This is a genomic window from Ruegeria sp. CDSA193 (genome assembly GCF_059611885.1).
Map to the genome: position 1 here is coordinate 571455 of NZ_JBXWPN010000001.1, position 13848 is coordinate 585302.

The 13848-nt window shown below is 57.3% G+C and carries 17 protein-coding genes and 1 tRNA gene; 7 read left to right on the forward strand and 11 right to left on the reverse strand.

Features of this window, described 5'->3' with window-relative positions:
• Positions 1–3: 3 nt before the first annotated feature.
• Together AC2FLG_RS02840 and AC2FLG_RS02845 are read right to left on the reverse strand one after the other, a co-directional pair.
• Positions 4–80 (reverse strand) — tRNA-His (locus AC2FLG_RS02840).
• A gap of 47 nt (positions 81–127) precedes the next feature.
• Positions 128–610 carry a GNAT family N-acetyltransferase gene (locus AC2FLG_RS02845; RefSeq protein ID WP_496690787.1) on the reverse strand — a complete coding sequence of 161 codons (483 nt, stop codon included), beginning with the start codon at positions 608–610 and terminating at the stop codon, positions 128–130.
• 77 nt (positions 611–687) lie between these two features.
• Between AC2FLG_RS02845 and AC2FLG_RS02850 the strand changes: the two genes are divergently transcribed.
• Positions 688–876 carry a DUF6324 family protein gene (locus AC2FLG_RS02850; RefSeq protein WP_142634620.1) on the forward strand — a complete coding sequence of 63 codons (189 nt, stop codon included), beginning with the start codon at positions 688–690 and terminating at the stop codon, positions 874–876.
• A gap of 4 nt (positions 877–880) precedes the next feature.
• On the opposite strand, the gene AC2FLG_RS02855 is transcribed toward AC2FLG_RS02850, so the two are convergent.
• Positions 881–1312, reverse strand: coding sequence for an MmcB family DNA repair protein (locus AC2FLG_RS02855; RefSeq protein ID WP_496704903.1), 432 nt, complete (start codon positions 1310–1312; stop codon positions 881–883).
• 113 nt (positions 1313–1425) lie between these two features.
• Between AC2FLG_RS02855 and AC2FLG_RS02860 the strand changes: the two genes are divergently transcribed.
• Both AC2FLG_RS02860 and AC2FLG_RS02865 read left to right on the forward strand, forming a co-directional pair.
• Positions 1426–1746, forward strand: a complete 321-nt coding sequence (locus tag AC2FLG_RS02860) for an ArsR/SmtB family transcription factor (protein ID WP_271946295.1) — start codon at positions 1426–1428, stop codon at positions 1744–1746.
• A complete protein-coding gene (locus AC2FLG_RS02865) occupies positions 1743–2168 on the forward strand; it encodes an SRPBCC family protein (protein ID WP_496704905.1) in 426 nt (141 codons plus the stop codon). The genes AC2FLG_RS02860 and AC2FLG_RS02865 overlap by 4 nt, the downstream gene beginning before the upstream one ends.
• A 275-nt stretch (positions 2169–2443) precedes the next feature.
• On the opposite strand, the gene AC2FLG_RS02870 is transcribed toward AC2FLG_RS02865, so the two are convergent.
• Positions 2444–3340, reverse strand: coding sequence for a LysR family transcriptional regulator (locus tag AC2FLG_RS02870; RefSeq protein ID WP_496704907.1), 897 nt, complete (start codon positions 3338–3340; stop codon positions 2444–2446).
• A gap of 90 nt (positions 3341–3430) precedes the next feature.
• Between AC2FLG_RS02870 and AC2FLG_RS02875 the strand changes: the two genes are divergently transcribed.
• Complete coding sequence (locus AC2FLG_RS02875) at positions 3431–4258, forward strand: TauD/TfdA dioxygenase family protein (protein ID WP_496690790.1); 828 nt, start codon at positions 3431–3433, stop codon at positions 4256–4258.
• Between the two features lie 112 nt (positions 4259–4370).
• On the opposite strand, the gene AC2FLG_RS02880 is transcribed toward AC2FLG_RS02875, so the two are convergent.
• The 5 genes from AC2FLG_RS02880 to AC2FLG_RS02900 all read right to left on the reverse strand — a co-directional run bounded on the left by AC2FLG_RS02880 (position 4371) and on the right by AC2FLG_RS02900 (position 7587).
• On the reverse strand, positions 4371–4676 hold the full coding sequence (locus AC2FLG_RS02880) for a hypothetical protein (RefSeq protein WP_142634632.1): 306 nt from the start codon (positions 4674–4676) through the stop codon (positions 4371–4373).
• A gap of 59 nt (positions 4677–4735) precedes the next feature.
• A complete protein-coding gene (gene nusB / locus AC2FLG_RS02885; protein ID WP_142634634.1) occupies positions 4736–5218 on the reverse strand; it encodes a transcription antitermination factor NusB in 483 nt (160 codons plus the stop codon).
• A complete protein-coding gene (locus tag AC2FLG_RS02890; RefSeq protein ID WP_496704909.1) occupies positions 5215–5766 on the reverse strand; it encodes a 6,7-dimethyl-8-ribityllumazine synthase in 552 nt (183 codons plus the stop codon). The genes nusB and AC2FLG_RS02890 overlap by 4 nt, the downstream gene beginning before the upstream one ends.
• Before the next feature lie 2 nt (positions 5767–5768).
• The gene (ribB, locus tag AC2FLG_RS02895; protein ID WP_496690792.1) at positions 5769–6890 is read right to left on the reverse strand and encodes a 3,4-dihydroxy-2-butanone-4-phosphate synthase; all 1122 of its coding nucleotides are present in this window, start codon (positions 6888–6890) and stop codon (positions 5769–5771) included.
• A 109-nt stretch (positions 6891–6999) separates the two neighbouring features.
• Positions 7000–7587, reverse strand: coding sequence for a riboflavin synthase (locus AC2FLG_RS02900; RefSeq protein ID WP_496678229.1), 588 nt, complete (start codon positions 7585–7587; stop codon positions 7000–7002).
• Positions 7588–7725: 138 nt separating this feature from the next.
• Between AC2FLG_RS02900 and AC2FLG_RS02905 the strand changes: the two genes are divergently transcribed.
• The 3 genes from AC2FLG_RS02905 (at position 7726) to AC2FLG_RS02915 (ending at position 12256) form a co-directional block, all read left to right on the forward strand.
• The gene (locus AC2FLG_RS02905; protein ID WP_496700651.1) at positions 7726–9024 is read left to right on the forward strand and encodes a capsule polysaccharide biogenesis protein; all 1299 of its coding nucleotides are present in this window, start codon (positions 7726–7728) and stop codon (positions 9022–9024) included.
• 92 nt (positions 9025–9116) lie between these two features.
• Positions 9117–10250, forward strand: coding sequence for a polysaccharide biosynthesis/export family protein (locus AC2FLG_RS02910; protein WP_496704911.1), 1134 nt, complete (start codon positions 9117–9119; stop codon positions 10248–10250).
• On the forward strand, positions 10250–12256 hold the full coding sequence (locus AC2FLG_RS02915) for a capsule polysaccharide biogenesis protein (RefSeq protein ID WP_496704913.1): 2007 nt from the start codon (positions 10250–10252) through the stop codon (positions 12254–12256). The genes AC2FLG_RS02910 and AC2FLG_RS02915 overlap by 1 nt, the downstream gene beginning before the upstream one ends.
• Here AC2FLG_RS02915 and ribD read toward each other — a convergent pair.
• Positions 12253–13353, reverse strand: coding sequence for a bifunctional diaminohydroxyphosphoribosylaminopyrimidine deaminase/5-amino-6-(5-phosphoribosylamino)uracil reductase RibD (gene ribD / locus AC2FLG_RS02920; protein WP_496700006.1), 1101 nt, complete (start codon positions 13351–13353; stop codon positions 12253–12255). The genes AC2FLG_RS02915 and ribD overlap by 4 nt on opposite strands.
• Positions 13350–13820: a transcriptional regulator NrdR gene (nrdR, locus tag AC2FLG_RS02925; protein ID WP_142634651.1), complete on the reverse strand. Its 471-nt coding sequence runs from the start codon at positions 13818–13820 to the stop codon at positions 13350–13352. Before nrdR ends, ribD begins: the two co-directional genes overlap by 4 nt.
• Positions 13821–13848 lie beyond the last annotated feature (28 nt).

The following is a 13848-nucleotide window of genomic DNA, read 5'->3' on the forward strand; positions in this document are numbered from 1 at the left end:
AGATGGTACCGCCTCCCTGGCTTGAACAGGGGACCTCTGGATCCACAATCCAGCGCTCTAACCAACTGAGCTAAGGCGGCACTTGTGAAGGGCGATGTACCGAACGCGTTCACGGAATGCAAGAGGATTAAAGCTGAATTTTCCAGCTTTGTTCGACCAGATCAACCCCGAAGGAATGGACCGGTTTGCTATCCATCAACTGCCACCCAGTGGACCCATAAAGCGCACAGGCAGCCTTGTGGCTTTCATGCGTCCACAGCCTCATTTCAGTGTAACCGGCGCCGCGAGCAAAGCCCATGCAGCTCTCCAGCATCCGCTTTCCCAGGCCCATCCCACGCGCTTCGGGCAACAGCAAGAACAAGCGCAGTTTTGCGGTCGTTTCACTCAGGGCAACGCAGAAAATACTGCCCAAAGGTTTACCGTCACATTCGGCTATCCAGCCACGCTCGCGCTTGGCATCATGGTCCGAGATGAAATCGTCGAGGATTTCTTTCACCAACACGGCAAAAGAGTCGTCAAAACCCTCGTCTCGTGAATACAAAAGATCATGCACAGCCACCAACCACGGCGCGTCCAAAGCTTCAAAGGGTCTGATCTGAATAGAGTGCATCCCCTATTTGAACGCAAAGGTAACTTGATTCTCAAGCCTTTGCGCGCTAGCACGAACTCTCATCCCCGGAGGCACACATGAGCATCAATACCGAAAGTGACATTCAGGCGAATTTGCAGATCGGACCAACAGATCAGGGGATGGTGCGCCTATTCATCGAAGCAGAAAACCTAGAGATTCCAATGGATTTCGATCCGGAAGAAGCCGAAGAGATTGCCGATGAGCTCCGTGCTGCCGCGCATGCAGCACGGGCGGTCAAAAGCTGAGCTATCAGATTCTGGGATCTCTCAGGGACTGCAAGCGCCGGGCCGCGTCTGTAGCAAATTTCTGGATCATCTTCTTCCGCCGAGCCGGAGCTATCTTGTCCTCTGGCGCCATACGCACGATCTCGGCGTCATAAGCATCGGCAATGATCAACCCGGTCTCGGCAGGCAACAGCTCGGTCGGAAACTCCGTATCCACTGCCCAGAAGAATCGATCACACCACTCCAAATAACCATGCCATTTGGAATCCGACTGGAAATCAGCGCGGCTTGATTTACATTCGATCACCCAAAGCTCACCCTTAGGACCCAGCCCCATCACATCAACCCGCAGTCCGCGTATAGGCACGAATTCCTCAACGGATACAAAGCCATGCGCCGTCAGGTGACGGGCGACGCCACGTGCAAGTTTTTGTCCGGGTTGCAGGTCCAATGTCATATCCCAAATGTGAACAATTAGTGAACAAATGTAAAGTGAGCCCATACGACTTGACATAATACCATTTGGTATCGCATTAATGTGAAACCAAATGGTATCTCTTTAGGTTGCATATGGAAAACCAAACTCAAAACGCGTTCCGCGCTCTGGCTGACCCTACCCGCAGGGACATTGTGCAGATGCTGGCACTGCAGGACATGACGATTGCACAGTTGACTGATCGCTTCGACATGACCCGCGCGGCAGTCAAGAAACACCTGACCGTGCTCTCGGATGGCGGCCTGATTGCCGTCGAAGCCCGTGGCCGGGAACGCATAAACCGACTTGAACCAAAAGGCATGGCCCCTGTTCTGGATTGGCTCAGCTACTTTGATCAATTCTGGGATGAACGCCTTAACTCTCTTAAAGAAGCTGTTGAAAGGAAATCAAAATGACTGATGCCGTTCTAAGGAAGTCCATCTTCCTGAGGGCCGAGCCCGAGACTGTCTGGGCTTATCTGACCAAACCCGAGAGGCTGGCAGAATGGTTTCACAAACCTGAACGCCCCCTGGCCCAGGGACAAAAACTGGAGATGTTCGGAACGACCAGTGGCGACCTTCTGATCTGGGGAGAAGTCCGCGAAGCGCGCCCGCCGTCATATCTGGAGTATTCGTTTACGGTTAAGCCAATGGGCGACGCAGTCAGCATCGTAAAATGGACGCTGGAACCGGTTGCGGGCGGTACACGCCTTGATCTGTTGCACGAAGGTCTGCCGCAAGGTGCCGATGCCTTTGGCCTGATCCTGGCGCTGGACAATGGCTGGGACGAGCATTTCGGCAAGATGCGCGTGGCCTTACACGAAACTGTTGACGCCTGACCCCTTGTGCGAACCCGCCGGACGCCCTACTTAGGCCCGTGGCGGGTTCTGCCCTTCTTGTGACAGGTAGCATTCTGGTGGCCTTAAGCAATTCCGAGGGGGCTGGCTCTGTTCAGGTCCTGGCCTGATTACCTGGCGCCCACCTGTACATACAGGTCCTCGGGAATCAAACCGCACGGTTGACTGGTGGTCCCGCCACACTCGATCCAAACTCCGGCAGGAAATAGCCGGATTTACGAGCTCTGGGTTCTGACCTGCGGGCCAGATCGCGCTAATCATACCTGGAGCAGACAGGCATCAAGAAATGCTTTTACGGGTTCGGGTTGCCGAATGGCGCGGGGCTGCACAATCACAACATTAAAATACCCGATATCCTGTGCCAACGGACGCGCTACGACCGCATCGCCTTCTATCGTGCGGCTCGCCTCTGGCGGAAAACCAACCAGCGTGAACCCAAGCCCTTTGCCAACATAAGCATGCACCAACTCTCGTGATTGCGAGGTCAGCGGCACTTCTGGATCAAGCCCGGCGGCCTGCAACAGGTCAAGATAGCTTGGACCCGGACCGGAACGCGACACTGCAATGTAGGGCATGCCTGTCAGCTGCTCAAGCTGTACGCTGTCGGCATGCGCCATAGGGTGGGAGGCCGGAAGTAAAACCAGAGGCGCCAGTTCTTTAAGTACTTCAACGTGATGACGTTGGGGATCAAACCCTTGATCAAACACCACAAGCGCGTCCAACTCGCCCGCATCCAGCGCAGCAACGAGGTTCGGGAAATCATCCTCAACAACCTCGATGCGGATACCGGGATGGCTTTGGCGAAAAGCCAGAACAGCTGGTAGAATGATCTTCTGCGCAATTGCATAGTGTGTCCCGATCACAATAGACCCTGTTTTACCCTCAGCCATCACAGCGGCCCGATTGCCGAGCGCGCCTGCTTGCATCAGCAACGCTTCGGAATCCGTCAAAAAGGCTGCGCCAACGCGGGTCAACCTCATCCCGCGTGCGGGAAAGCGATCAAACAACGTCAAACCAGTGACATCTTCGAGTTTGTCGATTGCCGATGAAATAGCGGCGGCCGAAACATTCAGGTTCCTGGCTGCCTGCGCGATACCGCCACATCGCGCCGTCTCGGCGAAGAACGACAACTGGCGCAAAGTGAAACGTATCATCAATAAAATCTTCTCTTTACAAATTTTAAATCAGTTTTTTCGACCTTTAGCAATGCGCTACCCTGCGTTTGAAACTCAGGGAGAAAGCAGATGGACATCAGACCACTTACCGGCGGTGTGGGCGCAGAGATCATCGGCGCCGATATCCGAGACGGCAGCCTGTTCGACGCCATTCATACGGCCTTTGCTCAGCACTCTGTCATCGTACTCAGAGCGCAGGATGTCGGCCCGGATGAGCATCTGGCGTTTGCCCAACGCTTTGGCGCGATCAACATCAACCGCTTCTTCAGGCCGGTCGAGGGGCATCCAGAAATCGCTATGGTGCTGAAGGAAAAGGATCAGAAAGAGGCCATCGGAGAGGGCTGGCATACCGATCATTCCTACGACCAAATCCCGGCGATGGGGTCTATCCTGCATGCTTTGGAAACCCCGCCCTTTGGAGGCGACACGCTGTTCGTCTCGATGGGTGCGGCTTATGAGGCGCTGTCACCTACCATGCGGAGCTTTCTGGATGGGCTCTGGGCGGTTCATTCCTCTCGGCACGTTTTTGGAACAAGCACACAGGACAGTGAAGCGGCGCAAAGTGGTCGGCTAAGCAATGCACAGGCAGCCACCCAAGACGCGCGACATCCTGTGATCATAAAACACCCCCTCAGCGGGCGGCGCGGTATTTATGTGAATCCAGTGTTCACAACCCATATCGAAGGCCTGAGCGCTGATGAATCAGCAGCCATCCTTGCAATGCTATATGACCATTGCCAGCAACCCGAGTTCCAATGCCGCATTCGTTGGCAAACAGGCGACATGACCATCTGGGACAACCGGGCCACATGGCACAAAGCGGTCAATGACTATCATGGATTTCGACGATTGATGCACAGGGTTACCGTGGAGGGTGTCGCCTTGTCTGCCGAATGACCCGAACCCTGTCAGACAAAAGTCACAACGCAGTCAGACTAAAACTGACGCCCTGACCTACCAATTACGGCGGGCAAGCTCTGCGTCCACCTCAGCCGGCGTGTCACCTGTCTTAACGCCCAGTACGTGCCTCTTGTTTGATCAAGGCAGGCTTTAGCCTGACAGAAACCGGCGTTCCACCGCGCGGACCGCCGGGTTTTTCGGCCATGCTCATAATGGCATAGGCAAACTGTACACCGGCAAAGACGATCCCGTTCATGAACCAGATCATCGCCAGAGCAACCAGGCCGATATCAGAACCAGTAATCAGATGACGCAGGTTGGCGACATTCAGGGCCAGAAGCACCCCGACAAAAATTGCCGAGATGGCAAAGCCCCAGGCCACTTGCGTGATATACAAACGGATCAGTTTGGGCATGGCGGACCTCATTGCGCTGTAATATTCAGTTTAACGCATACTTGATCCGTGTAAACGCGTCAGAACGCCTCGGGCTTGGCCTCGTGCGCCATGTGATCCAGCACTGCGTTGACAAATTTGGTCTCTTTACCTTCGGGGAAGAAGGCCCGCGCCACATCGACGAATTCAGTGATGACCACCTTGGGCGGTGTGTCGTTCTGTGTCAGCTCTGCTCCGGCGGCCCGGAAGGCCGCACGCAGGGTCGGGTCGATCCGGGCAATCGGCCATTTGGCAACCAAAGCACGATCGGTCATCTGATCGATCGGCGCCTGATAATTGACCGCATCTTCAACCAGCTTGCGGAACAGGCGAATATCGCCGTCCAGCATTTCCTCGCCCTCATAGACGGCGCCAAAGCGGTGATCCAGAAACTCGGTCACAACCTGATCGGTTGTCTGACCCGATTGCTCCATCTGGAACAGCGCCTGCACGGCATAGAGCCGAGCGGCGGATTTCATCAGGCGTTTCTGGTTGGCCGGTTTTGGCGCGTCTGTCTTGGTCATGCTGTCGTGGATCCGTTGCTGTCGCCCGCCACAAGGATGGACTCGGACGGCGGCTTGAACCCGACGCCCTTTTTGGAAGAGCCCCACTTACGGCTGAGCGCGATCAGATGCAAGGCCGCAGCGGCAGCCCCGCCCCCTTTATTCATTTTTTCCGGATTGGCGCGCACTTCGGCCTGATCGTCATTCTCGACTGTCAGGATACCGTTGCCGATGCACAGCCCCTGCAGACCCATCAGTTGGATGGCACGGCTGGAGTCGTTGCAGACGGTTTCGTAATGCGTGGTCTCTCCGCGAATGACACAGCCCAGCGCGACATAGCCGTCAAAATTGCACTGACGGTCCGCCATGGCGATAGCCGTCGGGATTTCCAAGGCGCCGGGCACTTCGACCACATCACAGGTGCCGCCTGCCCCTTCGATCTCGGCCTTTGCGCCAGCCACCAGATTGTCAGCGATGACGCGATAGAACGGGGCCACAACGATCAACAGCTTGACGGGTTTGTCGAATGTCGGCGTTGGCAGCAAGCCGTGTTTGTCTTGTTCAGCCACAATCAGTCCTCCCTGAGGATTGAACGGGTCCCGACAATGGACAGGCCAAAAGCGTCGAGCCCGAGATAAACGGTTTCCGGCGAGTCGGTCAGCAGCACAAGTTCCTGGATCCCCATCTTGGACAGGATCTGCGCCCCCAGACCGGTTTGTTTGATGGTGCGTGGGCCCTCATCTTCAGCCGCATAGAGCGAGTTGCGCGGTTGGCGGAACAGACAGACCACACCGCGCCCTTCATCCGCAATCTTTTCCATCGCGCGCGGCAACTCACGTGAGGATTTCGGGCCAAGACCCAGAATGTCGGGCGCCTCGTGCAGCGCATGGGTCCGGGTCAAAACCGGCTCGGGCGTGGTGATGTCACCCTTGACCATCACGACATGTTCGATGCCATGGGTCTGATCGGTGAAAATCCGCATTTCCCAGTCGCCGCCATATTCGGATGTGACGGTTTCCCGAGATGTCTCAACCACCAGATTGTCATTGCGCGACCGGTAGGCGATCAAGTCGCTGATCGTGCCGATCTTCAACCCGTGTTCCTTGGCGAATTCGACCAGGTCAGGCAGCCGCGCCATGGTTCCGTCAGGGTTCATGATCTCGCAGATCACACCCGAAGGGTTCAGCCCGGCCAGGCGTGAGATATCAACGGCGGCCTCGGTATGGCCCGCGCGCACCAGCACCCCGCCCCGCTTGGCCCGCAAGGGGAAGACGTGACCCGGCGTGGCGATATGGGCCATCGTGTTTTGCTCGTTGATCGCAGTCGCCACAGTCAGCGCCCGGTCACCAGCGGAAATGCCAGTCGACACTCCCTCGCGCGCTTCTATCGACACGGTGAACGCGGTCTCATGACGTGACGAGTTGTTCACCGCCATCATAGGCAGACCCAACGTGTCAATCCGTTCCGCCGTCATTGGCAGGCAGATCAGGCCGCGACCATGGGTGGCCATGAAATTAATTGCCTCAGCATCAGCGAACTCGGCGGCAATCACCAGATCGCCCTCATTCTCGCGATCTTCGTGATCAACCAGGATGTACATCCGGCCTTTGCGCGCCTCGTCGATGATCTCTTTGATCGGGCTGATTGCCGCGCGCAGCTGGGCCTCGACCGGTCCGGGAGTTTCAAAGCTCATGGGGCAGCCTTTCACATGCCAAGTTTGACCGGGTGGATAGACCACCGCGCGGTCAAAGACCAGACCGCATGCGGCACCGTTCCGGTCAGACGCGACGTTGAATTGTGGACTATGACATTTCAGCGAGGCGCGCGACATAGCGAGCCAGTGTGTCGATCTCAAGATTGACCCGGTCGCCGATGCCGACATCCCCCCAGGTCGTCACCTCTTTGGTGTGCGGAATGAAGTTGATACCAAAATCGCACCCGTCCACATCGTTTACGGTCAAAGAAGTACCGTTCAGCGCAACTGATCCCTTGGGCGCAATGAAGCGGGCCAGATCTTTGGGTGCGCGCAAGGTTACCCGCGTGCTGTCGCCCTCGTCCAGAACGGCGACCACTTCTGCGACGCCATCAACATGACCAGACACGATATGACCACCCAACTCATCTCCGACCTTCAGCGCGCGTTCCAGATTGACGCGTTTGCCGACGGTCCAGCGATCCAGATTGGTTTTCGAAACGGTTTCCGCGCTGATTTGCACATCATACCAGTCTTCGCCCAGTGCGATGGCTGTCAGGCAAACGCCGTCGCTGGCAATGGATGCACCAATATCAATCCCCGGGGTATTGTAGGCGGTTTTGATCCGCGCCCGCAGATCGCCTTGCTGCTCCAGTTCGGTGATGGTGCCGATATCTGTGACGATCCCCGTAAACATTGCGTTAACCCTCTGTTTCTAACCTGATGCCAGCGCTCACCGTCGAGGTAAGCGTAAGCGCGCCTACGGGCAAGCCCCAGGTTGCCGCAAATACGACAAACAGGCATAATTCCTCATCTAACGACAAGAGCAGCAGAAATGTCACCACTCAACGGCGCTGCGCAAAAACGCGTATTTCTTTTCCTGCAAGGACCGCACGGGCCGTTTTTTGGCGCGCTTGGTAAGATCCTGCGCGCAGCGGGTTCCGAGGTGTGGCGCGTGGGTTTCAACGCCGGGGATCAGGCTTTCTGGTCTGATAAGGCCAGCTTTATTCCCTATGCTGGCAAACCCGAGAACTGGCCGGTAAAATTTGTTGACCTGGTTGTCGGCCGCGAGGTGACAGACATAGTCCTGTATGGCGATACGCGTCCAATCCACGCCCAAGCCATCCGCATCGCCCGCGCCCACGGGATCACTGTTCATGTTTTCGAAGAAGGGTATCTGAGGCCCTGGTGGGTCACCTACGAACGCACAGGTACGAATGGCAATTCGCATCTGATGAATCTGGAAGTTACCCAGATGCAGCGAGCGCTGGAGCGTACTGATGCGCCGATGCCGCCCCCTCCGACGCATTGGGGTGATATGCGACAGCATATTTTCTATGGCGCGCTGTATCATTGGTTTGTTCTGTTCCTGAACGGCAAGTATCGCAATTTTCGAACCCACCGTGACCTACCGGTTTCGAAAGAGTTCAGGCTGTATTTCAAACGGCTGGCAATGATGCCGTTCCACAGAATCCGGAGGCGAATGGCGACGGAGCGGGTCCGGCGGGGCGGGTTTCCCTATCACTTGGCATTGCTGCAACTGGGACATGACAGTTCGGTTCAGTCACACTCGGACTTTGACTGCATGTCCGAGTTTCTTGAGCAGGTACTGCACGGTTTTGCAAATGGCGCACCAACGCACCATCATCTGGTCATCAAAGAACACCCGCTGGAAAACCATCGGGAACCATTGCGCCAGGTGGCACGCAAACTGGCCAAAACACTGGGTATCGCTGATCGGGTCCATTATGTACCCGGGGGCAAACTGGCCACATTGCTCAACGAAGCGAGCTCGGCCGTGACGATCAATTCAACTGCGGGTCAGCAGGTATTGTGGCGCGGCATTCCTCTGCGCGCCTTTGGCAAATCGGTCTATGACAAGCCCGAATTTGTTTCCAGCCAACCGATCACTGATTTCTTTTCCAATCCAGATATCCCCGATACCGAAGCCTATCAAAGCTATAGGCGTTTTCTGCTTGAAACCAGTCAGGTCCCCGGCGGGTTTTATTCACGCCGTGGGCGGCGACAGTTGCTTAGGCGAGCCGTGGATATGATGCTAAGGGCGAAAGATCCCTACCAATCCGTGCTGACCGACAAAGAGGCGCGGACGCCACAGTTGAGGATCGTTGAGTAAATCACCCCTCTTGATGCTGGCGATTGCAGTTGGAAACAAGTACGCTGCTGGAAACAAAAGACCAAAACCAAGACGTTCGAGGATATTCGGCAGTGCAGCGCTTTCCAATCCGATGGGGACGGGGTGTAACCCTTGTGGCCGTTCTTGGCCTGCTGGCCGCGTGCCAACTACCTAAAACTGGCCCAAACAAATCCGAAATCCTTGCCGGTTCGACCACGAAAGGTGGAAACGCCTATGTTGTTGAGGTTGACGACCGGGTGGCGCAGGTCACGTCCGCAGTGCCTCAATACGGGTTCTCGCAAACCTTCCGTAGCGCTCAGAACCTGACCGCCGACACGGTTCGTCCGGGTGATGTACTGGGCCTGACAATCTGGGAAAACGTGGATGACGGGCTGTTATCCGGAGAGACCGGTGCCTCAACATCCCTGGAAGAGGTACAGGTCGACAGCGAGGGCTTCATCTTTGTTCCCTATGCCGGGCGCCTGCGCGCAGCCGGAAACACGCCGGAACAGCTTCGCATGTTGATCACGGAAAAGCTCCAGGACCAGACCCCTGATCCTCAGGTCGAAGTGCGCCGTATCGCCGGGGACGGATCAACCGTCTCACTATCGGGCACCCTGTCCGCACCCGGGATCTATCCGATCGAACGACCAACCCGCACACTGGCCGGAATGCTGACACGGGCTGGCGGCGTGATCGAAGGGTCCGATATCGCCCTGGTGACACTGATCCGAGGCAATCAAAAAGGGACGGTCTGGTACAATGACTTGTTCCGCAACCCGGAATTTGACGTTGCCCTGCGGGGTGGCGACCGCATTCTAGTCGAAGCCGACAACCGGTCCTATGTCGCCTTGGGGGCGACGGGCGGTCAGTCGCGCGTGGCATTCGACAGTCAGGATCTGTCCGCGCTGGAAGCGCTGGCACAGGTTGGTGGCTTACAGCCCCTGTCTTCGGACCCGACCGGTATTTTCGTTCTACGAAAGGAACGGCAGGACATTGTCCGGTCAGTCATGGGAAAACCGGACCTGCAGGGAGAGCAGCGCATGATCTACGTGCTGAACCTGACAGCTCCCAATGGCCTTTTCATCGCCCGTGACTTTGTCATCCGCGATGATGACACAATTTACGTCACCGAAGCACCTTACGCGCAATGGAGCAAATCCATCTCGTTGATCGCCGGTGGCCTGACCCCGCTTGCCAATGTCACGACTCTGACAGGCGGATGATGCCCTCCGTTCCACAAGGAACGTATGCCAAGGCCGAACGCAGTCGTCTTTTGGTCTATAATGGCGGATTTCTGACAGCCGCGCGCGTGCGGAGAATTCTGTCACTGACCGGATATGATATCGGCATCGGCACGCCCAAAGGGTCGGATCTGGTGGGTATCTGGGGCAATAGCCCGACGGCACATCGTGGACTGCGAATAGCGACCAAATACAATGCTCCGATCTTGCGCGTAGAGGATGCATTCCTGCGATCTCTGCACTCAGGACGCAGTGGCGAGGCTCCGCTGGGTCTGCTGCTTGATCGCAGCGGTGTGCATTTTGATCCAACACAGCCTTCGGATCTGGAAACACTTCTTGCGACCGACCCGTTGGATAATACGGCCCTGCTGAACCGGGCACGTGGCGGGATGGCGCGGCTGCGCGAACTGCATCTGAGTAAGTATTCCGCCTATGATCCCGCGACCCCTGCGCCGGACCCAGGGTATGTCCTGGTTGTCGATCAAGCACGTGACGATGCTTCTGTAAGGGCAAGCGGCGGCGATGAGGCCCGGTTCCGCGAGATGCTGGTTATGGCGCAAGAGGAGAACCCCGGCGCGACCGTTCTGATCAAAACCCACCCCGACACGATCGCAGGGCACCGGCCCGGATATTACTCTGCCGATGATCTGACCGACCGCGTATCCTTTCAGCACAGCGCCATCAGCCCCTGGACCTTGTTAGAGGGCGCTGTGGGCGTCTACACCCTGTCCTCGCAACTTGGGTTCGAGGCCATATTGGCCGGTCACAAACCCCGCGTCTTCGGCCAACCGTTTTACGCCGGTTGGGGTCTTACCCAAGACGAAGCCCATTTCCCAAGACGCCAACGAAACCTAACGCGCGCGCAACTCTTCGCCGCCACCATGGTTCTTTATCCCAAGTGGTACGATCCCTATCGGGATCAGCTGTGCGAATTCGAATCCGTGCTGGACACGCTTGAAGGTCTGACCCGCGCCTGGCGACAAGATCACAAGGGCTGGACGGCATCCGGGATGCGGCTTTGGAAACGCAGGCACCTGCAGCACATGTTTGGGCGCGAGAAAAAGGTAAAATTCACGCCTGACGTTCCCGAAAACCCAGATCGTCCCCACATGGTTTGGGCGCGGCACGGCCGTGATATGGAAAAGGTCACACGGGTCGAGGATGGCTTCGTTCGGTCCCGTGGGTTGGGGGCCAGCCTTGTGCCGCCTCTGTCGCTGTCGCTGGATGACCTTGGGATCTATTACGACCCGACCAAACCCAGCAGGCTGGAAGAGATGATCGCCAAGCGGGAGACCCTGCGGCCGGATCAGGAATTGCGGGCCGAGCGGTTGGTGACACAGATTATCGCCGGAGCGGTCAGCAAATATAACACCGGCGGCCCGGTTCCGGACTTGCCAAAAGGTCACCGCATTCTGGTGCCCGGACAGGTCGAGGACGATGCCTCGATCCTGTTTGGAACCAGCACCGTTCGCACCAATACTGAACTTCTGCGCACGGCCCGAGAGATGAACCCGACCGCCGTTCTGATCTATAAACCGCATCCCGATGTCGAAGCTGGCCTGCGTGAAGGTGAGGCCGAGGCTGAGGGGCTAGCAGACCTGATCGTCACGAACACCGATCCCGCCGCATTGTTGGGTGAGGTTCAGGAGGTCTGGACCATGACCTCTCTGCTAGGGTTCGAGGCGCTGATGCGCGGATTGCCGGTCACAACGCTCGGTGCACCCTTTTATGCTGGTTGGGGTTTGACCCAGGATTTGGGGTCCGTCCCCGCCCGTCGTGGTGCACGGCCCTCCCTGCTGGGATTGATCCATGCCGCACTGATCGATTACCCGAGGTATCTGGACCCTGTCACCGGCATGCCCTGCCCTCCGGAAGTGGTATTGGAAAGGCTGACAGACGGCTACCAGAGCCGATCTGGCCCCGGCCTTAGACTGCTCTCGAAACTACAGGGCGTTTTCGCAACACAGGCGCATCTCTGGCGCCGTTAGCGCAATGCCCGCGCCCAGCGATGCATCACGTCTTGACCGATGATGCGGGTCTCCAGCAGCTCAAACCGTGGTGCCTCATCCAGACGATCCATTCCAAGCGCCCCGATGGCAGGCAAACCTTCGGCACCAATCGCAAGCCCGGCACTGAAGCCGATCAACTCATCAACCAGTTCATCCACCAAAAGCGACGCAGCCAGGGACGATCCGCCCTCGCAAAAGACGCGGGTCAAACCCTCCTGCCCCAACTGCAGCAACAGGTCAGCGGCGTCAATGTGATGATCGCGTAACGCGCAGGGGATAAGCCTTGCGCCCAGTCCTTCCCACGCTTTTGCACGTTCGGCATCCGGTGACGGACCATGGCACAACCACACCGGAATTTTCGAGGCGGTGCGTGCCAGTTGACCCATCAACGGGATATCCAGATGGCGCGAAACGACGACGCGCACAGGCTGACGTTCAATCCCAAGATCCCGAACTGTCAGAGACGGGTCGTCTACGCGCGCCGTACCTGCCCCAACCATAACAGCATCATGCGTTGCCCGCATGGCATGAACAGCCCGCCGCGAGGTCTGACCCGTAATCCACTGACTATGGCCGCTTTCGGTCGCAATGCGCCCGTCAAAACTGCTGGCCAGTTTAAGCGTGACAAATGGCCGGCCCTGTTCGGTCTTTAGAAAGAAACCGGCGTGGTCGCGGGCCGCCTGATCCGCAAGAACACCGGTTGTCACGTCAATCCCAGCCTCGCGCAGCATGGCAAAGCCCTGCCCGGCAACACGCGGATCACTGTCTTCGATGGCTGAAACAACACGCGCCACACCGGCCTCAATCAAGGCCTGAGCGCAAGGCGGGGTCTGTCCGTGATGGGCGCAGGGTTCAAGCGAGACATAAGCAGTCGCGCCACGCGCCTGCGATCCCGCCTGTCTTAACGCTTCGGTTTCCGCATGTGGCCGACCACCAGGTTGCGTCCAACCACGCCCAACAATCCGCCCGTCCTGTACGAGTACGCAGCCAACGGATGGGTTGGGCCAGCACGTCCCCTGTCCGCGCCGCCCCAAGGCAAGGGCCAGCGCCATATATCGCTTATCTGTTTCGCTCACTCGTCCGTCGAAGGCTGCGGCGGGCGCAGTTCGTGGACAAACTCCTCGAAATCATCGGCCGCCTGGAAATTCTTATACACGCTTGCAAACCGAACATAGGCAACGGTGTCGATCCGCGCCAGAGCTTCCATAACAATTTCACCGATCTTGCTGGACGGAATGTCGGTATCGCCCATGCTTTCCAGCCGTCGCACAATACCCGAGATCATCTGATCAATGCGTTCCGGATCAATCGGGCGTTTCTGCATCGAGATACGGATCGACCGTTCCAGCTTGTCTCGATCGAAATCCTCGCGTTTTCCATTGGTTTTGATCACAACCAGATCGCGTAACTGAACGCGTTCATAGGTGGTGAACCGTCCGCCGCAAGCCGGGCAGAAACGGCGCCTGCGGATCGCGACATGATCCTCTGCCGGGCGTGAATCTTTGACCTGAGTGTCGATATTTCCGCAAAACGGGCAGCGCATCCGCCGTCTCCTCGTCTCTTGTTCCGCC

Coding starts and splice junctions, on each gene's coding strand:
- AC2FLG_RS02860 (WP_271946295.1), top strand. CDS start 1,426: ATGGAAAACCAAACTCAAAACGCGTTCCGCGCTCTGGCTGACCCTACC.
- AC2FLG_RS02905 (WP_496700651.1), top strand. CDS start 7,726: ATGTCACCACTCAACGGCGCTGCGCAAAAACGCGTATTTCTTTTCCTG.
- AC2FLG_RS02855 (WP_496704903.1), bottom strand. CDS start 1,312: ATGACATTGGACCTGCAACCCGGACAAAAACTTGCACGTGGCGTCGCC.
- AC2FLG_RS02850 (WP_142634620.1), top strand. CDS start 688: ATGAGCATCAATACCGAAAGTGACATTCAGGCGAATTTGCAGATCGGA.
- AC2FLG_RS02845 (WP_496690787.1), bottom strand. CDS start 610: ATGCACTCTATTCAGATCAGACCCTTTGAAGCTTTGGACGCGCCGTGG.
- AC2FLG_RS02880 (WP_142634632.1), bottom strand. CDS start 4,676: ATGCCCAAACTGATCCGTTTGTATATCACGCAAGTGGCCTGGGGCTTT.
- AC2FLG_RS02900 (WP_496678229.1), bottom strand. CDS start 7,587: ATGTTTACGGGGATCGTCACAGATATCGGCACCATCACCGAACTGGAG.
- nrdR (WP_142634651.1), bottom strand. CDS start 13,820: ATGCGCTGCCCGTTTTGCGGAAATATCGACACTCAGGTCAAAGATTCA.
- AC2FLG_RS02865 (WP_496704905.1), top strand. CDS start 1,743: ATGACTGATGCCGTTCTAAGGAAGTCCATCTTCCTGAGGGCCGAGCCC.
- AC2FLG_RS02875 (WP_496690790.1), top strand. CDS start 3,431: ATGGACATCAGACCACTTACCGGCGGTGTGGGCGCAGAGATCATCGGC.
- ribB (WP_496690792.1), bottom strand. CDS start 6,890: ATGAGCTTTGAAACTCCCGGACCGGTCGAGGCCCAGCTGCGCGCGGCA.
- nusB (WP_142634634.1), bottom strand. CDS start 5,218: ATGACCAAGACAGACGCGCCAAAACCGGCCAACCAGAAACGCCTGATG.
- AC2FLG_RS02915 (WP_496704913.1), top strand. CDS start 10,250: ATGCCCTCCGTTCCACAAGGAACGTATGCCAAGGCCGAACGCAGTCGT.
- AC2FLG_RS02870 (WP_496704907.1), bottom strand. CDS start 3,340: ATGATACGTTTCACTTTGCGCCAGTTGTCGTTCTTCGCCGAGACGGCG.